This window comes from Shewanella sp. SM101 (genome assembly GCF_025654465.1).
In the GTDB taxonomy this organism is placed as follows: domain Bacteria; phylum Pseudomonadota; class Gammaproteobacteria; order Enterobacterales; family Shewanellaceae; genus Shewanella; species Shewanella oncorhynchi.
Genome location: NZ_JAKKRH010000002.1, coordinates 91,772 through 111,205, shown reverse-complemented (window position 1 = coordinate 111,205; position 19,434 = coordinate 91,772). Strand labels below are relative to the sequence as shown.

General features: G+C 46.0%; 20 protein-coding genes. 2 read left to right on the top strand and 18 right to left on the bottom strand.

Annotated features, from left to right (window positions below; genetic code table 11):
* Window positions 1-63: 63 nt before the first annotated feature.
* The 8 genes from hcp to ffh form a co-directional block, all read right to left on the bottom strand.
* On the bottom strand, window positions 64-1,728 hold the full coding sequence (hcp, locus tag L5M38_RS01535) for a hydroxylamine reductase (protein ID WP_263165645.1): 1,665 nt from the start codon (window positions 1,726-1,728) through the stop codon (window positions 64-66).
* 215 nt (window positions 1,729-1,943) lie between these two features.
* On the bottom strand, window positions 1,944-3,083 hold the full coding sequence (gene tyrA / locus L5M38_RS01530) for a bifunctional chorismate mutase/prephenate dehydrogenase (RefSeq protein WP_263160814.1): 1,140 nt from the start codon (window positions 3,081-3,083) through the stop codon (window positions 1,944-1,946).
* Between the two features lie 27 nt (window positions 3,084-3,110).
* The gene (locus L5M38_RS01525) at window positions 3,111-4,202 is read right to left on the bottom strand and encodes a 3-deoxy-7-phosphoheptulonate synthase (RefSeq protein WP_263160815.1); all 1,092 of its coding nucleotides are present in this window, start codon (window positions 4,200-4,202) and stop codon (window positions 3,111-3,113) included.
* Window positions 4,203-4,462: 260 nt separating this feature from the next.
* Window positions 4,463-4,816: a 50S ribosomal protein L19 gene (rplS, locus tag L5M38_RS01520; RefSeq protein WP_006080791.1), complete on the bottom strand. Its 354-nt coding sequence runs from the start codon at window positions 4,814-4,816 to the stop codon at window positions 4,463-4,465.
* A 34-nt stretch (window positions 4,817-4,850) separates the two neighbouring features.
* Window positions 4,851-5,597 (bottom strand): tRNA (guanosine(37)-N1)-methyltransferase TrmD, encoded by a 747-nt coding sequence (gene trmD, locus L5M38_RS01515; RefSeq protein ID WP_263165641.1) that lies wholly within the window; start codon window positions 5,595-5,597, stop codon window positions 4,851-4,853.
* A gap of 15 nt (window positions 5,598-5,612) precedes the next feature.
* Complete coding sequence (gene rimM / locus L5M38_RS01510) at window positions 5,613-6,143, bottom strand: ribosome maturation factor RimM (protein WP_006080789.1); 531 nt, start codon at window positions 6,141-6,143, stop codon at window positions 5,613-5,615.
* A gap of 20 nt (window positions 6,144-6,163) precedes the next feature.
* Entirely contained in the window at window positions 6,164-6,415 is a 252-nt protein-coding gene (gene rpsP, locus L5M38_RS01505; RefSeq protein WP_006080788.1) for a 30S ribosomal protein S16, read from the bottom strand.
* A 217-nt stretch (window positions 6,416-6,632) separates the two neighbouring features.
* Window positions 6,633-8,006, bottom strand: a complete 1,374-nt coding sequence (gene ffh, locus L5M38_RS01500) for a signal recognition particle protein (RefSeq protein ID WP_006080787.1) — start codon at window positions 8,004-8,006, stop codon at window positions 6,633-6,635.
* A gap of 289 nt (window positions 8,007-8,295) precedes the next feature.
* Here ffh and L5M38_RS01495 point away from each other — a divergent pair, with 289 nt between their 5' ends.
* Entirely contained in the window at window positions 8,296-9,084 is a 789-nt protein-coding gene (locus L5M38_RS01495; RefSeq protein ID WP_028760813.1) for an inner membrane protein YpjD, read from the top strand.
* Window positions 9,085-9,183: 99 nt separating this feature from the next.
* Entirely contained in the window at window positions 9,184-10,458 is a 1,275-nt protein-coding gene (locus L5M38_RS01490; protein WP_113940661.1) for an HlyC/CorC family transporter, read from the top strand.
* A 130-nt stretch (window positions 10,459-10,588) separates the two neighbouring features.
* Here L5M38_RS01490 and L5M38_RS01485 read toward each other — a convergent pair whose 3' ends face one another.
* The 10 genes from L5M38_RS01485 to L5M38_RS01440 form a co-directional block, all read right to left on the bottom strand.
* Window positions 10,589-11,113 carry a DUF962 domain-containing protein gene (locus L5M38_RS01485; protein WP_131523031.1) on the bottom strand — a complete coding sequence of 175 codons (525 nt, stop codon included), beginning with the start codon at window positions 11,111-11,113 and terminating at the stop codon, window positions 10,589-10,591.
* A gap of 209 nt (window positions 11,114-11,322) precedes the next feature.
* Window positions 11,323-11,706, bottom strand: a complete 384-nt coding sequence (acpS, locus tag L5M38_RS01480; RefSeq protein WP_263165638.1) for a holo-ACP synthase — start codon at window positions 11,704-11,706, stop codon at window positions 11,323-11,325.
* Window positions 11,706-12,443, bottom strand: coding sequence for a pyridoxine 5'-phosphate synthase (pdxJ, locus tag L5M38_RS01475; RefSeq protein ID WP_263165636.1), 738 nt, complete (start codon window positions 12,441-12,443; stop codon window positions 11,706-11,708). Before pdxJ ends, acpS begins: the two co-directional genes overlap by 1 nt.
* A 70-nt stretch (window positions 12,444-12,513) precedes the next feature.
* The gene (recO, locus tag L5M38_RS01470; protein ID WP_028760818.1) at window positions 12,514-13,224 is read right to left on the bottom strand and encodes a DNA repair protein RecO; all 711 of its coding nucleotides are present in this window, start codon (window positions 13,222-13,224) and stop codon (window positions 12,514-12,516) included.
* Between the two features lie 28 nt (window positions 13,225-13,252).
* The gene (gene era / locus L5M38_RS01465) at window positions 13,253-14,269 is read right to left on the bottom strand and encodes a GTPase Era (RefSeq protein WP_028760819.1); all 1,017 of its coding nucleotides are present in this window, start codon (window positions 14,267-14,269) and stop codon (window positions 13,253-13,255) included.
* Window positions 14,266-14,946: a ribonuclease III gene (gene rnc, locus L5M38_RS01460; protein WP_012088603.1), complete on the bottom strand. Its 681-nt coding sequence runs from the start codon at window positions 14,944-14,946 to the stop codon at window positions 14,266-14,268. The genes era and rnc overlap by 4 nt, the downstream gene beginning before the upstream one ends.
* 1 nt (window position 14,947) lies before the next feature.
* Window positions 14,948-15,865, bottom strand: coding sequence for a signal peptidase I (gene lepB / locus L5M38_RS01455; protein WP_113940664.1), 918 nt, complete (start codon window positions 15,863-15,865; stop codon window positions 14,948-14,950).
* A 183-nt stretch (window positions 15,866-16,048) separates the two neighbouring features.
* Window positions 16,049-17,839, bottom strand: a complete 1,791-nt coding sequence (gene lepA / locus L5M38_RS01450) for a translation elongation factor 4 (RefSeq protein WP_028760822.1) — start codon at window positions 17,837-17,839, stop codon at window positions 16,049-16,051.
* 166 nt (window positions 17,840-18,005) lie between these two features.
* Window positions 18,006-18,479 carry a SoxR reducing system RseC family protein gene (locus L5M38_RS01445; protein WP_263178112.1) on the bottom strand — a complete coding sequence of 158 codons (474 nt, stop codon included), beginning with the start codon at window positions 18,477-18,479 and terminating at the stop codon, window positions 18,006-18,008.
* Window positions 18,480-18,489: 10 nt separating this feature from the next.
* Window positions 18,490-19,422, bottom strand: coding sequence for a MucB/RseB C-terminal domain-containing protein (locus L5M38_RS01440; protein ID WP_263165631.1), 933 nt, complete (start codon window positions 19,420-19,422; stop codon window positions 18,490-18,492).
* Between the last annotated feature and the right edge of the window lie 12 nt (window positions 19,423-19,434).

Sequence of the window (19,434 nt, the reverse complement as noted above, 5' to 3'; positions counted from 1 at the left end):
ACAAAACACTGCGGCCTCAGTAAACAAGCCAAAACCGCAGTTCAGCAACAATTCTTGGTTGATTTAAGCCACGTTTAACATATTTTTTAAATCGGCTTCGACTGTCGTGGTATTACGCAAGCCAAACTTATCTTCCAAAACTTTGGCTAAATTGGCCGTCAGGAATGCAGGTGGCGTCGGGCCTGTTCGAATATTTTTAACGCCAAGTGACAACAGCGTCAGCAGTACTACAATGGCTTTTTGCTCAAACCAAGAAAGCACTAAGCTCAGAGGTAATTCATTGATATCACATTCAAACACTTCAGCTAATGCAATCGCTAACTGAATCGCTGAATAGGCATCGTTACATTGGCCCACATCGAGCAAACGTGGAATACCGTTAATGTCACCAAATTCGAGCTTATTGAATTTGTACTTACCACAGCCTAGCGTCAGGATTATTGAATCCTTAGGTGTGGATTTAGCAAGTTCAGTGAAGTAGCTTCTGTCGGCTTTGTCGCCATCGCAACCGCCAACAAGGAAGAAATGCTTAATCGCACCACTCTTCACATTTTCAACCACGGCGGGCGCTGCGGCCATCAAGGCATTACGGGCAAAACCAATAGTGATAGTGTGTGGGATTTCATCATAGATAAAGCCTTCTAAGGCTAACGCTTTATCAATGACAGCCGAGAAATCATCTCCTTCGATATGCACCACACCAGGCCAGCCCACTATGCTGCGAGTAAAGATACGATCACTATAACTACCCACATTTGGATCGATAATACAGTTAGATGTCATCACCACAGCGCCAGGGAAATTGGCAAATTCTTGCTGTTGATTCTGCCAAGCACTGCCGTAATTTCCGACAAGATGTGCATATTTTTTAAAGGCTGGATACGCCAGTGCAGGAAGCATTTCACCGTGGGTAAACACATTGATACCCTTGCCTACAGTCTGCTCGAGAATAAGCTCTAAATCCTTCATGTCATGGCCAGAGACTAGTATGGCTTTGCCCTTAACTGACTTAGTGTTGACCACAGTTGGCTCAGGATGACCAAAGGCCTGAGTTTCACCCGCATCCAGCATTGCCATTATGCGGTAGTTCAACTGACCTATGTCCATAGCCGTAGTAAACAGCTTATCGCCATCTACACTCGGCTCACCTAAGAAAGACATGATTTCATGGAAGCGCCCTGCCACATCAGCATCAGTCTGCCCCAACACGCGAGCATGCTCCATATAAGCAGCCGCGCCCTTAAGGCCATATAAACACAATAACCTCAATCCCATGATGTCTTCATGAACTTCATGCTTATCTTTATTCAGCAGTGCAATCGGTGCCTGCGCTAGCATTTCAATCTTACTTGTCCCCAGCACTAACTGAGCGACTTGCGGCACTTGCTCAGCAGCAATACCGGCTTGTTCACAAGCCGCTTCGTAAGAAGCTTTTAACTGAGCACGATACTTAGCCGCCTGCTGGGTATAGGCCATAATGCGCTCATCATCGAAGTTGACGTTGGTGAGGGTCGCGAAAAAGGCTTTAGGCACAAAACTATCAATTTCAGCATCGATAATGCCCAGCTCGCGAGCTTTAACCGCATATACAGACACGCCTTGTAGCATGTAAATCAGCAAGTCTTGCAGATCGGACGTTGCCGCCAACTTGCCACACATACCTTGGGAATAACTACAACCATTGCCAGCGGGTGTACGAATGGTTTGCTCACACTGAATACAGAACATGGATAGACTCCTAATTTAAATTCATGCTTTATTTTTGCATGTTTAAAACTAGTCTACCTAAACGTGCCATAAGCGACAGTCATTTCTAAAGTGAGATGCTAAATGTTAGAGAAAGATCACCTTAAGCAATTGCTAATTAATACAATGTGACCTGTTAAAATCCATAAAAAAACGCCCATCAATGATGGGCGTTTTAAAGGGTAACTGTTTATTTATTAATTGGTTTTCATATCATTAACCGATTGCAGCATAATACGACTTTCGCGCTGGAATTGAGGTGCAAAATCCCCAAACCATTTGGCGACACTTTGGAACTGCTTAATAAACTCGTTCCTGTCACCCCGTTTTAGTAGCTCTAACGCTTCACGGTAGTTATCTAAATAATCACCAATAGCATGCTGGCTATCTTGCTGGGCAAAAATAATATCGGCGTAAAGCTCTGGGCTTTGGGCGAATAAGCGCCCTACCATAGCCAATTCTAATCGGTAAATCGGCGAGCTAAATTGCAGTAAAGTATCAATATCGGCCTCTTCCTTACACAGATTCAAACCATACACAAAGGTCGAGAAGTGACGCATTGCCTGCACTAGCTGCATCGCATTGTCGTGACGCTCTGGTTCTGCTTCGACAATCCGCGCGCCCCAAATGGCGATCTGCTCAAGCAACCACTGGTATTTTTCCGGCGAGCGACCATGACACACCACCACGACTTGCTTCGCCAGACTGCCCACATCAGGACCAAACATAGGATGAAAACCAACGACAGGACCAGAATGCGCCTCAAGCATGGCTTTAACCGGCTCAGTCTTGATGGAGGTCAAATCTGCCAGAATGCAATCTGCTGGTAACTGGGTCAGTTTTTCACGAATAAGCTCACAGGTAATCGCAATAGGCACTGTCACTAACACCATCCCCGCATCGGCAAATAAGCTATCCGCTTGCCGCCAATCGTCTTTATCGAGCAAATTCACTTGGTAGCCGGATAAGGTCAGCATTTGTGAAAATAGTCCACCGAGTTGCCCTTTACCGCCGACAATCACCACTGAGCCAAGATCTTTTTTAACTTGCTTAAAACCAACATCTTTTTCATTGAGGTAAGACTCACGCATCAAGCGACGCAAAATATCTTCGATCAACTGCGGCTCGATCCCCATAGTTTTTGCTTCTTCACGGCGTTTAGCCAGCATGGCGGCTTCACGCTGAGGAGCATAAATAGGTAAACCGGCGCCGTGTTTCACCGTGCCCACTTGCGCAACGAGATCCAAGCGCTTACGCAGTAAGTGCAGTAATTGCTGATCAACACCATCAATCAGGCCGCGAAGGTGTTCTAATTCGGCCGTTGTTTTTTCATTCATACCTGAGTCCATTAAGCTGTAACCAATTTAAGCGTTAGCTACTTTAAGCATATCGAAACGCGTTGGAAGTATTGAAGATAACTTCGCTGCGCCTTCCCGTAAAATGGTTTCTGTTTTTTCCCAATTAATACAAGAATCTGTTACAGAAACACCGTAAGCAAGCTCGCTTAATGGCCTATCACAACTTTGATTGCCTTCATTTAAATGACTTTCTAGCATGACGCCAATAATCGACTTATTGCCGTTAAAAATCTGCTCGAACACATCTTCACAGACAGGCTTTTGGCGGCTGTAGTCTTTGGATGAATTACCATGGCTGCAATCGATGATCAAACGTGCATTGAGTTTGGCTTTATGGAGCTGCGTTTCACACTCTGCCACACTCGCCGCATCATAGTTGGGCGTTGCACCACCGCGTAAAATCACATGGCCATCGGGATTACCTGCAGTTTGCAATAATGCGACTTGGCCCTGTTGGTTTATGCCCATAAATCTGTGGCTACTGGCCGCCGATTTTAGCGCATTAATCGCTACATCGAGCTTACCATCGGTGCCATTTTTAAAGCCCACCGGCATAGAAAGACCCGATGCCATTTCCCTATGGGTTTGCGATTCAGTGGTGCGAGCGCCAATGGCAGACCAAGTGACAAGCTCAGAAATGTACTGAGGACTGATAGGATCGAGTGCTTCGGTGGCAACAGGCAGTCCTAACTCGGCCAACCAAATCATTAGCTCACGGGCCATTTTCAGGCCTTTTTCGACATCGAAGGATTCATCCATATCGGGGTCGTTGATCATGCCCTTCCAACCTACCGTGGTACGCGGCTTTTCGAAGTAGACTCGCATTAAGATGTAAAACTCATCACTGAGTTCATCGTGCAACTTTTTAAGCTTTAAGGCATATTCCTTAGCCGCGGTGATATCGTGGATAGAGCAAGGGCCAGTGACGATCAATACTCGATTGTCGCGCTTGTGGACGATATCAGCCACGGTTTTGCGAGCATTAAGAATATAACGATAAGCATGCTCAGAGAGTGGCAAGGCATTTTTAAGCTCTTGCGGCGTGATTAAAACTTTCTCTGAACTAATGTGTACGTTGTTAATCGTATCTTGTTGCATGCTTACCACCTAAGACTTAGTGTTTAACCCAGTTATCGAAGCAGGACTTCAAGTCAGCTTGGGCATTCATTTCGGATATAAAATAGCGTAAATCCATCGCAATGTACTTTTGTAATGCTACACCATTACAATCAGGCGACCACTATGCCTGTTCATTCTCTTTAGATCAAGTATAAATACTCAAAAAACAGCAACAAAAAACCGCCACTAGGGCGGTTTTCTGTGCGAACACTACGTCTTGTTTTCTGTAGCGGTAACTATTACTTAGTTGCCAGCTTCTCACGGATACGTGCAGATTTACCTGAACGATCACGCAGATAGTACAGTTTGGCGCGACGAACGCGACCACGACGCTTAACTTCAATGCTAGCGATCAGTGGGCTGTGCGTTTGGAAAGCACGCTCAACACCTTCGCCATTAGAGATTTTACGTACTGTGAATGCAGAGTGCAGACCACGGTTACGCTTAGCAATTACAACGCCTTCAAAAGCCTGTAAACGCTCTTTATCGCCTTCTTTAACACGAACCTGAACGACTACTGTATCACCAGCACCAAACGCAGGTACGTCTTGTTTCATTTGCTCATCGTTGAGCATTTTAATGATGTTGTTCATAACTTACTCCGTTCTAGAATTAACTGAGCTACGACTAAGCATGCTTGTTCATTGCTTCAACGAACTGCGCTAATAGAGTCGTTTGTTCGTCAGTCAGAGCTAGATTTTGCAATAATTCTGGCCGTCTAAGTAAAGTCCTACCAAGGCTTTGCTGTAAACGCCAGAGTCTAATTTGTTCGTGGTTGCCACTTAGCAGCACTGCCGGTACGTCAAGACCATCCAAGCTTTCAGGGCGAGTGTAATGTGGACAATCCAGTAAACCGTCGGAGAAAGAATCTTGCTCCGCCGAAGCTTGTTTTCCTAGCACGCCAGGAACCAATCTCGATACTGAATCTATCAGAGTCATCGCCGGTAATTCGCCGCCCGAAAGCACGTAATCCCCTATCGACCACTCTTCATCCACTTCCGTTTGAATGATGCGTTCATCAATACCTTCGTATCGACCACAGACCAAAATCAAACGTGATGATTGAGCCAACTCAGTGACGCCTTGCTGATCCAGCTTGCGTCCTTGAGGTGACAAGTAAATCACCTTCGCACCTTCACCCGCTGCGGCTTTCGCTGCACGGATGGCATCGCGCAAGGGTTGCACCATCATCAACATTCCGGGACCACCGCCGTAAGGCCTGTCATCTACCGTATTATGTCTATCATGGGTGAAATCACGGGGATTCCACGTGTGCAACTCGAGCAGGCCGTTTTTCACGGCTCGACCCGTAACTCCAAAGTCTGTCACGGCACCGAACATCTCTGGGAACAGGGTTATTACCCCTAACCACATCTGTTGTACCTCGACTTAGAAGTCAGGATCCCAATCCACTAAAATCTGTTTACCTTGCAGGTCCACCGTTTTGATGAACTGCTCAGGGACAAAGGGGATCATACGTTCCACTTTGCCGAAACTATCTTTAGCGTTGGCTTTAACAAGTAATACGTCGTTCGATCCTGTTTCCACGATCTGATCGACAATCCCCATGTTATAGCCTGTTGTATTGACCACTTCGCAACCGATGAGATCACGCCAGTAGAATTCATCTGCTGGCAAATCGTTCATCTGTTCCGGCAAAATCGCAATCTCACAATTTGTGAGCATTTGCGCTTGCTCCCGTGTTTCTACGCCATCAAGTAAGGCAACAACGGCCTTGCCTTGATAACGCCACTGGGTGACCTTTATTTCGCGCCACTCACCATTTTCTTTAATAAGCCAAGGTGAATAGTCAAAGATACCTTCAACAGAATCGGTATAGGCGGTGATTTTCAGCCAACCTTTAATGCCATGACAGGAGCCTAATTTCCCCAGTACGACTGGCTGTTGGTTACTGCTCATCAATCTATACCTTAACGCTATTAAGCTGTTGCTTTACGAGCGTCTTTGATCAGTTTTGCTACACGTTCTGTAGCAGCTGCACCGTTAGAAACCCAGTGCTCAACGCGAGCTAGGTCTAAACGTAAAGTTTCTTCTTGGCCACGGGCCAATGGGTTGAAGAAACCAACACGCTCGATGAAACGACCGTCACGAGCGTTACGGCTATCAGCAACAACGATGTTGTAAAATGGACGCTTTTTTGCGCCGCCACGAGCTAAACGAATGGTAACCATGCGTTTTCAATCCTCTAATGATTTGCTTGAAGCAAAAATAAAAACTGGAACCCCGTGTTCGCGAAGAGTCCCAGATAGAAAGCCGGAAGATTTTACCTGACTTTCCAACGAATGCAACCAAAGATGGCGATTATTACGCCTGTGCCCTCAGTAAGCGGTTCATTGTTGCCAGAGTCAACCGACTGATAAAGTGCTAAGTTTAACTAAAAATGCCCGATTAACGTCCCGGAAATTTCATTCCTGGCGGCATCATGCCACGCATTCCGCGCATCATTTTTTGCATGCCGCCCTTAGCAGACATTTTTTTCATCATCTTTTGCATTTGCGTAAACTGTTTCAATAAACGGTTTACGTCTTGGATTTGCGTGCCAGAACCCGCAGCAATACGACGCTTGCGTGAACCCTTGATTAAATCAGGGTTCTTACGCTCTTTGGACGTCATAGAATTAATGATGGCTTCCATTTGGCCTGTCATCTTGCCGTCTTGGATTTGCGCTAAGGCTTCTGGGGGCAATTGACCCACACCGGGTAGTTTTTCCAGCATGTTCATCATGCCGCCCATGTTTTTCATTTGCTGTAACTGCTCACGGAAATCTTCTAAATCAAAACTGCCACCCTGCTTCACTTTCGAAGCCAGTTTCATGGCCTTTTCTTTATCGACGCCGCGCTCAACTTCTTCGATAAGCGATAACACATCGCCCATGCCCAAAATACGCGAGGCAATACGATCGGGATGGAACGGTTCTAACGCATCGGTCTTTTCACCGACACCGAGGAATTTAATTGGCTTGCCGGTAATATGGCGAATCGATAACGCGGCACCACCACGTGCATCACCATCGACTTTGGTTAAGATAACCCCTGTCAGTGGCAAAGCTTCGTTAAACGCCTTAGCCGTGTTCGCCGCATCTTGACCTGTCATAGCATCCACAACGAACAAGGTCTCGATAGGCTTGACCGCAGCGTGTAAGCCTTTGATCTCGTCCATCATGGCTTCGTCGACGTGCAGACGACCCGCGGTATCGAGGATCACCACATCGATAAACTTTAATTTAGCGTGGGCAATCGCCGCTTTCGCAATGTCGATTGGCTTTTGGCTAACGTCCGATGGGAAAAACTCCACCGCCACTTCTTGCGCTAACGTCTCAAGCTGTTTAATCGCCGCGGGGCGATAAACGTCAGCACTGACGACTAATACCGATTTTTTATGGCGTTCGCGTAAAAATTTACCCAGTTTGGCCACACTGGTGGTTTTACCCGCACCTTGCAGACCCGCCATCATAATCACAGCTGGCGGCTGAGTGGCTAAATCTAGGGCTTCATTCGCCTCGCCCATGGATTTTTCAAGTTCACTTTGAACTATCTTAATAAAGGCTTGGCCAGGGCTTAAGCTTTTAGAGACTTCTTGGCCTACGGCACGTTCTTTTACGTTATTAACAAATTCGCGCACCACAGGCAGGGCAACATCGGCCTCCAGCAGTGCCATACGCACTTCGCGCAGGGTTTCCTTAACGTTTTCTTCAGTTAAGCGACCACGGCCACTGATATTTTTCAGTGTGCGTGACAGTCTGTCGGTTAGGTTCTCAAACATCGTCCTGTTCTATACCTTTAAGAATCTCGATTGATGGGCTGTATTATAACGATGCATGCGCATTATGCTACTGCTGCACCCATCTTGATTGTGGTTAAGTGTTTTACTTGCGCTGAGTCATGTTTTATTGTCGTCGACACACTATTTAACCCTAACAATAAGAATCTGCTAAATTTTGCAACTCATGTCACTGCCCATTTGCCGACAGCTCATGTTATTCTAGGGAAAATATTGATCTGTATGCCCCGTTTTTAAGGCACCTTTAACTACACAAATAGGTTAATTACCCATGGTCATCTTTTCTGCCTCAGCCATGTTTTTTTATTGCATTGCATTGGTACTAGTGACGAGTAGATTGTTTCACCCAGACGGTCCGAATCGCCGTGCTGTCGCAGGCTTTGCCGCTATTGCGGTAATTTTGCATGCCGCAGCATTATCACAAGTGATTTTCACCACAGATGGCCAAAACTTTAGCCTGACGAATGTGATTTCCTTAGTGAACTGGATTATCGCTTTTACTTTTACGATATTGATGTTCAGGCTGAAGGTCATCGTCGTCGTGCCCGTGGTTTATGCCTGCTCAGTGCTTTCGGTTGCCCTACTCTGGTTATTGCCGCCTAAATTCATCACACATTTTGAGCTTTATCCTGAAGTATTAGCCCACGTCGTATTGTCACTCATGGCCTACAGCGCCCTGATGATTGCCGCCCTGTATGCGATACAACTGGCGATGATCCAAAATAAACTGAAGAAAAAACAATTTATGCTGAGCCCTGGCATTCCGCCGCTGATGACAGTTGAAAAACAGCTTTATCACCTGGTGATTATCGGCGTTATCTTGCTCAGTTTGTCGCTCGCGACTGGTTTTATCTTCCTTGAAGATATGTTCGCCGATGGTAAAGGTCATAAGGCAATTCTGTCGATAATGGCTTGGTTTGTATACATTACTATGCTGTGGCAACAGTATTGGGTCGGTTGTAAAATTCGTACCGCAGTCATTTATACTCTGACTGGCGCATCCTTACTTTCGCTCGCGTATTTTGGCGCGCGCATTGTCAAAGAGTTAATCCTCAACTAAACATTTAAGTCGGCTGGGGCAGTTATTGCTGCGGCCGACTTGACACTTTTTTTAAATGTCGGTATTTACTTAAGTTTACTGGCCACATTGGAGCCTTTTTTGGACGCTATATCGACAAGCGCACTCCTGATCGTTTTACTAGTGCTTATCCTATTCTCTGCCTATTTTTCAGGCTCAGAAACCGCAATGATGACTCTCAACCGTTACCGTTTACGCCACTTAGCCAACAATGGCCATAAAGGGGCGATTAGAGCCTTGAAGTTACTTGAGCGTCCTGACCGTTTGATTGGATTGATCTTAATTGGCAATAACTTAGTCAATATTTCCGCATCGGCTATTGCGACTATCATTGGTATGCGTCTTTGGGGCGACTTAGGGGTCGCTGTTGCAACTGGCGTGCTTACGTTAGTCGTGCTCGTTTTTGCTGAAGTCACGCCAAAAACCATCGCCGCGCTAAATCCTGAGCGTATTGCTTTTCCCTCTAGCATACTGCTACTTATACTTTCCTCTACCTTTGCCTATGTTGTCTCAAGCGTTAATTTAATAACCACAGGTATCTTACGTTTAATGGGGATAAAAACCGTTAATAGTAGCGATGCATTAAGCCAAGAAGAGCTGCGTACTGTGGTGCATGAGGCAGGGGCACTCATCCCCCGACGCCACCAAGAAATGCTGTTATCTATCTTGGATTTAGAGAAAGTCACCGTTGAAGATATTATGGTGCCACGCTCAGATATCTACGGAATTAACGTCAATGACGAATTTAAGGTTATCAATCGTCAGGTGATCCAAAGTCCACATACCCGAGTGTTAGTGTATCGCGACACCATAGACGATGCAGTGGGCTTTATTCATCTACGCGATGCCCTGCGCCTCCAATCTAAAGAGCAATTTAGCAAGTCATCTTTGCTACGTGCAGTGAAAGAACTCTACTTTGTGCCAGAAGGTACGCCACTCAATGTGCAGCTAGCTAACTTCCAACAAAATAAAGAGCGCATCGGCTTAGTCGTTGATGAATATGGTGATATTCAAGGTCTAGTAACACTCGAAGATATTCTCGAAGAAATTGTCGGTGACTTTACCACTTCTATGTTGACCACCCCGAGTGAAGACATTAAGGTCCAGCAAGATGGCAGCTACTTAGTCGATGCGGGCATTACGATCCGCGATTTGAATAAAGAAATGAAGTGGAACTTTCCCACAGATGGCCCTAAAACCCTCAATGGTCTGATTCTGGAGTATCTGGAGGAAATTCCTTCTGCGAATACCAGTTTACGTTTAGCAGGTTATCCATTAGAGATAATTGATGTGTCAGAGAATATGATTAATACAGTGAGAATTATCCCGCTGTATTATCATCCCCCCAGAGTTTAATCCTCAATTTTGAGCATAAAAAATGGCCGAACCACACAAGTTAAGATGTGGTCCGGCGGACGATTACCTCCAAGCGATGATGCTCCCCCAAGCTATAAATCTATCTACTCTAATTCACTATCTAGCCAAGCTATGCAGACTTTTTCGCCTCAAGCATACGACGCTTCTCAAGCGCCATTGGTGTTATCTGGGCATTCAGCGCCTTTTCTAAGCCCAACATAAAATACACTTCCGCCATTAAGAAAAATGGCCCAATTAATAGCTGATTTAAGTCATCCACAAAGGCAGGCTTGGCTTTTTCATATTGATGGCCAATTAGCTGGAACACCCAGCCCACCACAAATACCCCTAGGGCAAGCCAAGTGGCACCGGCGATATGCGCCGCCCACTCAGTCGTGAGCAGCACAGGTACCATAAATAATATGAGCCCCATTGAAAGCCTTAAGTGTAAACGGACATAATAGGCCAACACGAATATACCGACTATCACTGCTAAACTTGTCTCTCCCATACTCCCCAGCGGAATACGCACTGTGGCCAACAACAGGAAAGCAGACCAAATAATCAGTGGGATGCCAATAAAATGGGTCTGAATATTACGCTGATTTAAATGCACACTTTTGTAGGTCGATAACTGCTCTGCGGCGGATTTCATGTCGGGTTCCTCTTCATTTGCCCCTGCTTTTACGTGCGCCAAATTGAGCGACGCGCAATCCATAAACTAACGTAAAATAATTAAGCTGAACAGTAAAAGTAAATAAATTGTTGCATTCAGTAATTTGGTACTGATTTGGATACCCATCCAGAAATGAAAAAAGGAACCCTAAGGTTCCTTTTTTACCGCCAACAGACACAAACTCGGGTTTATTGAGACTCTATGATTACCGTCGCAATCGCGTAGGATTTTTCATCGGCAATAGAGATATGCCCAACCGTCGCTTTAAGCTGCTGTAAGCGAGTCAGCGCCCCCTCGGTAAAGTGAATCGTCGGTGCACCATCCTCATTGTTGCCAATGTGAATATGCTGAAACGACACGCCGCGGCCAATACCCGTACCGAGGGCTTTGGCTGCGGCTTCTTTTGCAGCAAAACGCTTGGCAAGATAACGACTTGGCTGACTATGGGCAGTATAAATGGCTAACTCAGCCTCGGTCAGCACACGTTTCGCCAGCTTGTCACCTGCGCGTGCCACATGGGCCTGAATACGCTCAATCTCGACGATATCTGTGCCTAGACCGATAATCGCCATTACTCGCCCCGACGACCTTCAAGCATTAACACTTTCATGTCTTTCACTGCTGTCGCTAAACCGTCTATCGCGGCACGGGCGACAATCGCATGGCCGATATTGAGCTCATATAACTCAGGAATCGCCGCAATCGGTTTCACGTTGTGATAATGCAGACCATGACCTGCGTTAACCACTAAACCTTTGCTATGGGCGTATTTGGCCATTTCGCTAATACGCGCTAACTCAGTGGCTTCTTCTGCTTCCGTTTTCGCATCGGCATAACAGCCAGTATGAATTTCAATAAGCGGTGCGCCAGCGGCAACAGCGGCATCGATTTGGGTTTTATCGGCATCGATAAATAAGGAGACTTGAATACCCTCAGCAGCTAAACGAGTCACTGCAGCAGTGATTTTATCTAACTGCCCCGCTACATCTAAACCACCTTCAGTGGTGACTTCTTGACGTTTTTCTGGCACTAAACAGACATAGGTCGGCTTAATTTCACAGGCGATGTTAAGCATTTCTTCGGTCACAGCACATTCAAAATTCATGCGGGTTTTCAAGGTTTTTGCCAACAGATACACATCGCGGTCTATGATGTGGCGTCTGTCTTCACGCAAATGGATAGTGATGCCATCGGCGCCAGCATGTTCAGCAACGGCAGCAGCATGCACAGGATCAGGATAACTGGTGCCACGGGCTTGGCGCAGAGTAGCAATATGGTCGATATTCACGCCCAATAAGATACGGCTCATCGGGAACTCCTTAATGTTTAACGCTGATATTGCGGCCTATTGTACTTAGGCTCACGCTAAAAAACAGGAGCTAGGGCGAATTATTCCCATCAATCTTAGTTGGTACGGCAGTGCTGACGAACAATTGTCGACTCAACAAAGGTTTAGTCCCGAGTAATGGCGTTAATAGGGAGCGCATCAACAACTTAGCGCTCAAAAAATGTGCGTCGGTGAGCTGGTTATCGTTAAGCGCCGTCAACATTGCCCCTTGATAAGCATTGCGAGCACGGGAGTTGAGCACAAATTGAAAACCTAGCTCAGGCACGAGCTGATAATAATCGTCAGGTACGAGTGGTTCACCTTGAGTATCGCGACTAAGAGAAGGCATAAAACCTAATTCCCGCAGCAAGGCAAGCTCAATATAACGCAGTTGGGATTGGCAAAACTTCGCGGCAAGGCCGACTAAGGCTTGATGATAAATGAGGAACAACTCTTCAGCATTGTGCTGTACAGACAAAGTGCGAACCAATAACTCATTGATATACATGCCAGCAAACAAGCTTTGACCAGAAAGAGGCACAGCAGGTGCAGCGGCTTCGACTTGAGTTAAGGTTTTTAATTCAGACTTACCGCTAAATTCGAAGATCAGCGGTTGAAAGGGCTGGAGAATACTCTTGATAGAGCGCTTACCGCTGCCGGTTCGGGCAACCACATCAACCCGTCCAATGCCGTCAACTAAGAGGTTAACTAAGACACTGGACTCTCGATATGGGCGATGATGTAAAACGTAACCACGTTTCATCGGTAAGCGCGCTCGCTGAAATTAATGCTTAATCGTCGCCGTAACCTAAGCTACGCAAGGCGCGTTCATCATCGGCCCAACCAGATTTCACTTTCACCCACACTTCAAGGAAGACTTTATTATCAAATAAGGTTTCCATGTCTAAGCGGGCTTGAGTCGCAATAGTGCGAATACGTTCGCCCTTGCTACCGATCACCATACGTTTCTGGCCTTCACGCTCAACGAGGATCAGGGCATTGATTTGATAAACGCCATTTTCCATCATCTTAAACTGTTCGATCTCAACCGTCGCATCATAGGGTAATTCATCACCTAGGAAACGCATCAGTTTTTCGCGCACAATTTCCGACGCCATAAAACGTTGCGAACGGTCGGTAACATAGTCTTCAGGGAAGAAGAAAGGTCCTTCAGGAATAGACGCCGCCGCTAGCTCTAAAATGCGCTTAACGTTGGTACCTTTACTGGCTGAAATCGGCAAAATTTCATCGAAAGGATATTTTTTGGCGACTTCTTCCAAATACGGGAACAGCGATTCTTTGTCTTTGATATTGTCGACTTTGTTAATCGCCAGAATTGTCTGACGCTCTTCACCGCCACGGCGTAATTTACTCAACACCATCTCATCATCGGCGGTCCACGTCATGCCATCGACCACGAAAATTACCATAGCTACATCGGCAAGCGAACTGGCTGCTGCGCGGTTCATAAGGCGGTTAATCGCCCGCTGCTCTTCTATGTGTAAACCTGGTGTATCGATGAACACGATTTGCTTCGGACCATCGGTATGAATACCCATGATACGGTGGCGCGTTGTTTGTGGCTTTTTAGAAGTAATACTTACCTTCTGACCAAGTAAACGGTTAATTAACGTTGATTTACCGACGTTAGGGCGACCAATGATCGCTACCATGCCGCAATAAGTGACATCGTATTGGGCCGACGGCGTTGGCGCGGCCGCATTCATCCTTGCCAGTAATTCATCTAAACTCGGCTCAGTTGCCGCTTTTGCAGCATCGATACCTGACAAGTCTGTTTTTTTGGTCATTTCTTTAGTAACTCCAATACTTGAGCGGCCGCGATTTGCTCGGCTTTACGGCGTGAACTCGCCACACCAATGACGCTTTGACTCAAGTCTTCAATACGACATTCAACGGTAAATGTCTGATCGTGGGCATCGCCTTCTATGTTGATTACTTGGTAATCAGGCAGCGGCTTTTTAAACCCTTGTAAATGTTCTTGCAGTAATGTCTTAGCGTCTTTCTGGCTGATCCCAGGTTGGATTTCGGCCAAACGCTCGGCATACCATTTCAGCAGTAATGCACGGCAAACTTCGAGATCGGAATCAAGGTAAACGGCGCCAATAATGGCTTCAACCGCATCGGCAAGAATCGACTCGCGTCTAAATCCGCCACTTTTCAACTCGCCAGGACCGAGATATAAATAATCGCCGAGCTTAAACTCTTGGGCGATGATAGTTAAGGTATCACCGCGAACTAAGGTGGCACGCATCCGGCTTAAATCGCCTTCGGTTGCCTTCGGAAACTGATGATATAAAGCATCAGAAATCACAATAGATAAAATTGAATCACCTAAAAACTCTAAGCGTTCATTGTGTTTATTTGCCGCACTTCTGTGGGTCAGCGCTTGAGTCAAAAGCTCAATATTCTTGAACTCATAACCTAAAGTACGACACAAACGTGGCAAATTTTTAATCGGTTCCATGCTATTTAATTCCACCTACACGCTCAAAACGTACACCGCTTGGCACCCAAGTTGGGAGGAAGTCGGCTTTTGAACGGTCAAATTCAAAACTAATCCAAATCGCTACCGCTTTACCAACAAGGTTCTCTTCTGGCACAAAGCCCCAGAAACGACTGTCGGTACTGTTATCGCGGTTATCGCCCATGGCAAAGTAATGGCCTTCTGGCACTAAAAACTCACCCGCGGGTAAATTACCTTCGCGCTTAAAATATCCCAGCATGTCGGGACGACTTGGGTTGATCAAAATATCGTGGGCGACCTCGCCCAGTTGCTCCGTGTAACGCAGTAATGGCACGCCATCTTGGCTGTAATCACCACGACTGATTTCAGTACGGGCGATAACTTGTGGTTCTGGGCAAGCTGTTTGCTCAACGCCACAGGCCTTCTGGATCATCAACTGCTTGTTACGGTAAATAATTCTATCACCCGGTAAACCGACAACACGCTTAATGTAGTCAATTTGCGGATTTTCAGGATATTTAAATACCACCACATCACCGCGTTTGGGCTCGCCAGTTTCAACCAGTTTAGTGCGCCATACGGGATCTTTAAGCCCATAACTAAATTTTTCCACCAGAATGAAGTCGCCCACTAAGAGGGTTGGCATCATAGAACCCGATGGGATTTGAAATGGTTCATAAATGAATGAACGTAGGATCAACACAAAGGCAATCACAGGGAAGATAGAATGCGCGGTTTCGACTATGGTCGACTCACGAATGATTTGGTACTCAGCTTCTTCAGTTAAATTCGCTTGTGATGCCTTTGCTAACGCTAAACTCTCACGACGCTTTGGGGCGAAAACGAGCACATCGACTAACCAAATAAGTCCTGAGATCAGGGTGATTAGCACTAGAATAATGGAAAAATACGCTGCCATTGCTTATTGAACTCCTGCCTTAAAAATAATTAAAGGTGCCTAACTCAGCGAATATTATACTTTAGTTAACTTACCGTATTCGACCTTGGTAAACCAAAGTGATAAACCAATGCGATAACCTAACTAAAGCGCCGCAAACAGCGGCGCAATAGTCAACTAAATTGTCACTTCTTATACTAACGATTACTCGTTTAGCTTAAGTACCGCTAAGAATGCTTCTTGTGGCACCTCAACGTTACCTACTTGCTTCATCCGTTTCTTACCCTCTTTTTGTTTATTTAAGAGTTTTTTCTTACGAGAAACGTCGCCGCCATAACACTTAGCCGTTACGTCTTTACGCAGGGCTTTCACGGTTGAACGTGCAATAATTTGACTGCCCACCGCCGCTTGAATCGCAATATCAAACATCTGACGTGGAATAAGTTCTTTCATCTTATCCACTAAGGCTAAACCACGGTGACGAATGTTTGATCTATGGATAACCATAGCCAAGGCGTCGACTCGGTCGCCGTTGATGAGAATATCTAAACGCACCATGTCTGCAGGATCGAAACGAATAAAGTTATATTCGAGGGATGCATAGCCACGGCTAGTGGACTTCAAACGGTCGAAGAAATCCATGACCACTTCCGCCATTGGCAGATGGTAAGTTACAGCCACTTGGTTACCGTGGTAAACCATGTTCACTTGGGTGCCACGTTTTTCAATACACAGGGTAATCACGTTACCTAAGTATTCTTTTGGCACTAAAATGTTGGCCTCAACAATCGGCTCACGCATTTCTTCAATGTTGTTAATCGCAGGCAGATCAGACGGGTTATCAACGTAAATCGTTTCACCGCTGGTCATGACAACTTCGTACACTACGGTTGGCGCAGTGGTGATCAACTCTAGGTTGTATTCACGCTCTAAACGCTCTTGTACGATTTCCATGTGGAGCAGGCCTAAATAGCCAATGCGGAAACCAAAACCGAGTGCCGATGAACTTTCAGGTTCAAAGAATAATGACGCATCGTTCAGGCTGAGTTTGTTCAGCGCATCACGGAAGTTTTCATATTCGTCGGTCGAAATTGGGAATACGCCAGCGTATACCTGTGGCTTCACTTTCTTAAAACCAGGTAACGGCTTTTCAGCACCATTTTTGGCTAAAGTTAACGTATCGCCCACGGGCGCGCCGTGAATTTCCTTCAGACCCGCAATCACAAAGCCGACTTCACCGGTTTTAAGTTCGGTTTTGTCAGTTTGTTTTGGAGTGAAAATACCCACGCGATCAGCCGTGTGGTTTTGCCCTGTAGACATTACCTTAAACTTGTCACCTTTTTTCAGGCTACCGTGTTTAATTCGCACTAACGACACTACGCCTAAGTAATTATCAAACCAAGAATCGATGATCAAGGCTTGCAATGGTGCGTCAGGATCGCCTTCTGGCGGTGGAATTTTGGCAACAATGACTTCTAAAACCTCGTCGACACCGACACCGGTTTTAGCCGAACAACGCACAGCATCCATCGCATCAATACCGACGATATCTTCAATCTCGGCAGCAACACGTTCTGGATCGGCTTGTGGTAAGTCAATCTTGTTTAAAATGGGTACCACATCTAGATTCATATCCAGCGCGGTATAACAGTTTGCCAGTGTCTGAGCTTCAACGCCCTGACCCGCATCAACCACCAGCAAAGCACCTTCACAGGCAGCTAATGAGCGCGAGACCTCGTAGGAGAAGTCAACGTGACCTGGGGTATCAATAAAGTTGAGTTGATAGACAAGGCCATCTTTGGCTTTATAATCCAAAGTGACACTTTGTGCCTTAATCGTAATACCACGCTCACGTTCTAGATCCATAGAATCTAAAACTTGAGAATCCATTTCACGGTCGGTTAAACCGCCACAAACCTGAATAAGACGATCTGATAGCGTCGATTTACCATGGTCGATATGGGCAATAATTGAGAAGTTTCTAATTTGTTTCATTATGCTGCAATGACTAATACTGAAAATGGATACGGTTCAAAGGAGCGAAATTGTACCTGATTGCGGTTTCAATACCAATCACATTCACTCCTACTTAAGACAGGCCGATAAAACAACGCCCCAAACCGCAGTTAGCTGCTATTTGATAAAAAATAACACATTGAAATTATTGGGCTAATTCGTTTAAATTGATACTCCTACCTAAATAGGCCAAAATCACAGGCTGAGCATCAACTTCTAAACGTTTAGCCTGTTGCTTACCAAAAGACCACGCAATCAAGGCACCAACGGCAGCAAAGCCCATGGCACCTAGGTTAGGATTAAACTCAAGCAACTGGCCTAAAAATTGTCCTAACGCTGCGCCGACAAACAGGCCAAACAGCGGCATTAAATAGATTAATGCCGCGGATTTGAGGATCACGCTCTCGGGAAGGCCTAATTTGAGTAATTCACCAGCCTCACAGCGGCAGTCACTCTGAATAGAAAATTGCTGGGTTTTCGAGGAAAAAGCCTGAGCGACAGCAGAGGTCCCGCAAGACTCACTGTTACTGCAGCTCTTGCAAGTACTCTTAAGTTCCACTTCAACCGTCAACCAGCCTTGACTATCACTGGAGACGACTCTGGCAATTTCTTCCATCATAATCGGCGTCCTATTCTAGCGTCAGACTTTTAGCAATGCGCGTTAGGGTTTCTGTCGGCACTTTACCCACAGCAACCACTTCGGCATTACCGACTTTTTCTGAGACTAACGACAAGCCATTACGGGTAATTAATTCTTCAGGCAATGGACTCGTGCCCGCACGCGCCACATAAACAGAAATATTTGCTAGTCCATCGGTCAGTGCTATGTACTCCACCGCTTCGTGACTGCCAATTAATCTATGGTGGTCGCGCACTACCACAGTAAAACCTGCGGGTAACCAAGCAAATTGCCAGTTTTGACCGTCTTGGCGCTCGGCTTGATCGATAACTGCCGGCCACTCTTGCTTATAAGCCTCTTGCAAAATGGCTGGCGGCTCGCTGAATTCAATGAGTTCAATCACCATGATCTGCTCAAGTAATTGCTTATCTTGAGTCAGCATGTCGTATCTCAGCGGCAGATAGGTTTCCATATCAAGCCAAATTTGAAAGCCATAACGGAATTCATCATTGGGCAACAGGCGGATCATCTGCCCTGGACGCCCAGCGATACGGGTACGGCCACCGAGTACAAACTGATAACCCACTTCTAAGTCCGCCATATTGGCAGAGAAAGCAGCGGGCCAGACACCTTGAATATGATTAGAAACGATACTATACGCAGGCTCATCGTGCTCAATAAAGGTGACACGATTACCGACACGCACTGCATTTTTAGGTGGACCGTTAAGGTATTCTAGAAAGGCAACTTCTTGATTATTCACCTTACCATGCAGGTAAACCAAAGGCCGAATATGATCGGCCTGAAGTTGAATAATCGATGCTTTAAACTCTTTCTCTCGTAAAGCCTGACTCATTTTCTCGAGCCAAGCTTTGGCAGGTATGTCTTCCTGCGCGGTTGCAGGAAAGACCAAGGCTAATAAAGCCAACAGGATTAGACGCAAGCTAACTCCTCG

Excerpts from the sequence above, each read along its gene's own strand:
- hcp (WP_263165645.1), bottom strand. The coding sequence starts at position 1,728 with ATGTTCTGTATTCAGTGTGAGCAAACCATTCGTACACCCGCTGGCAAT.
- tyrA (WP_263160814.1), bottom strand. The coding sequence starts at position 3,083 with ATGAATGAAAAAACAACGGCCGAATTAGAACACCTTCGCGGCCTGATT.
- L5M38_RS01525 (WP_263160815.1), bottom strand. The coding sequence starts at position 4,202 with ATGCAACAAGATACGATTAACAACGTACACATTAGTTCAGAGAAAGTT.
- rplS (WP_006080791.1), bottom strand. The coding sequence starts at position 4,816 with ATGAACAACATCATTAAAATGCTCAACGATGAGCAAATGAAACAAGAC.
- trmD (WP_263165641.1), bottom strand. The coding sequence starts at position 5,597 with ATGTGGTTAGGGGTAATAACCCTGTTCCCAGAGATGTTCGGTGCCGTG.
- rimM (WP_006080789.1), bottom strand. The coding sequence starts at position 6,143 with ATGAGCAGTAACCAACAGCCAGTCGTACTGGGGAAATTAGGCTCCTGT.
- rpsP (WP_006080788.1), bottom strand. The coding sequence starts at position 6,415 with ATGGTTACCATTCGTTTAGCTCGTGGCGGCGCAAAAAAGCGTCCATTT.
- ffh (WP_006080787.1), bottom strand. The coding sequence starts at position 8,006 with ATGTTTGAGAACCTAACCGACAGACTGTCACGCACACTGAAAAATATC.
- L5M38_RS01495 (WP_028760813.1), top strand. The coding sequence starts at position 8,296 with ATGGTCATCTTTTCTGCCTCAGCCATGTTTTTTTATTGCATTGCATTG.
- L5M38_RS01485 (WP_131523031.1), bottom strand. The coding sequence starts at position 11,113 with ATGAAATCCGCCGCAGAGCAGTTATCGACCTACAAAAGTGTGCATTTA.
- acpS (WP_263165638.1), bottom strand. The coding sequence starts at position 11,706 with ATGGCGATTATCGGTCTAGGCACAGATATCGTCGAGATTGAGCGTATT.
- pdxJ (WP_263165636.1), bottom strand. The coding sequence starts at position 12,443 with ATGAGCCGTATCTTATTGGGCGTGAATATCGACCATATTGCTACTCTG.
- recO (WP_028760818.1), bottom strand. The coding sequence starts at position 13,224 with ATGAAACGTGGTTACGTTTTACATCATCGCCCATATCGAGAGTCCAGT.
- era (WP_028760819.1), bottom strand. The coding sequence starts at position 14,269 with ATGACCAAAAAAACAGACTTGTCAGGTATCGATGCTGCAAAAGCGGCA.
- rnc (WP_012088603.1), bottom strand. The coding sequence starts at position 14,946 with ATGGAACCGATTAAAAATTTGCCACGTTTGTGTCGTACTTTAGGTTAT.
- lepB (WP_113940664.1), bottom strand. The coding sequence starts at position 15,865 with ATGGCAGCGTATTTTTCCATTATTCTAGTGCTAATCACCCTGATCTCA.
- lepA (WP_028760822.1), bottom strand. The coding sequence starts at position 17,839 with ATGAAACAAATTAGAAACTTCTCAATTATTGCCCATATCGACCATGGT.
- L5M38_RS01445 (WP_263178112.1), bottom strand. The coding sequence starts at position 18,479 with ATGATGGAAGAAATTGCCAGAGTCGTCTCCAGTGATAGTCAAGGCTGG.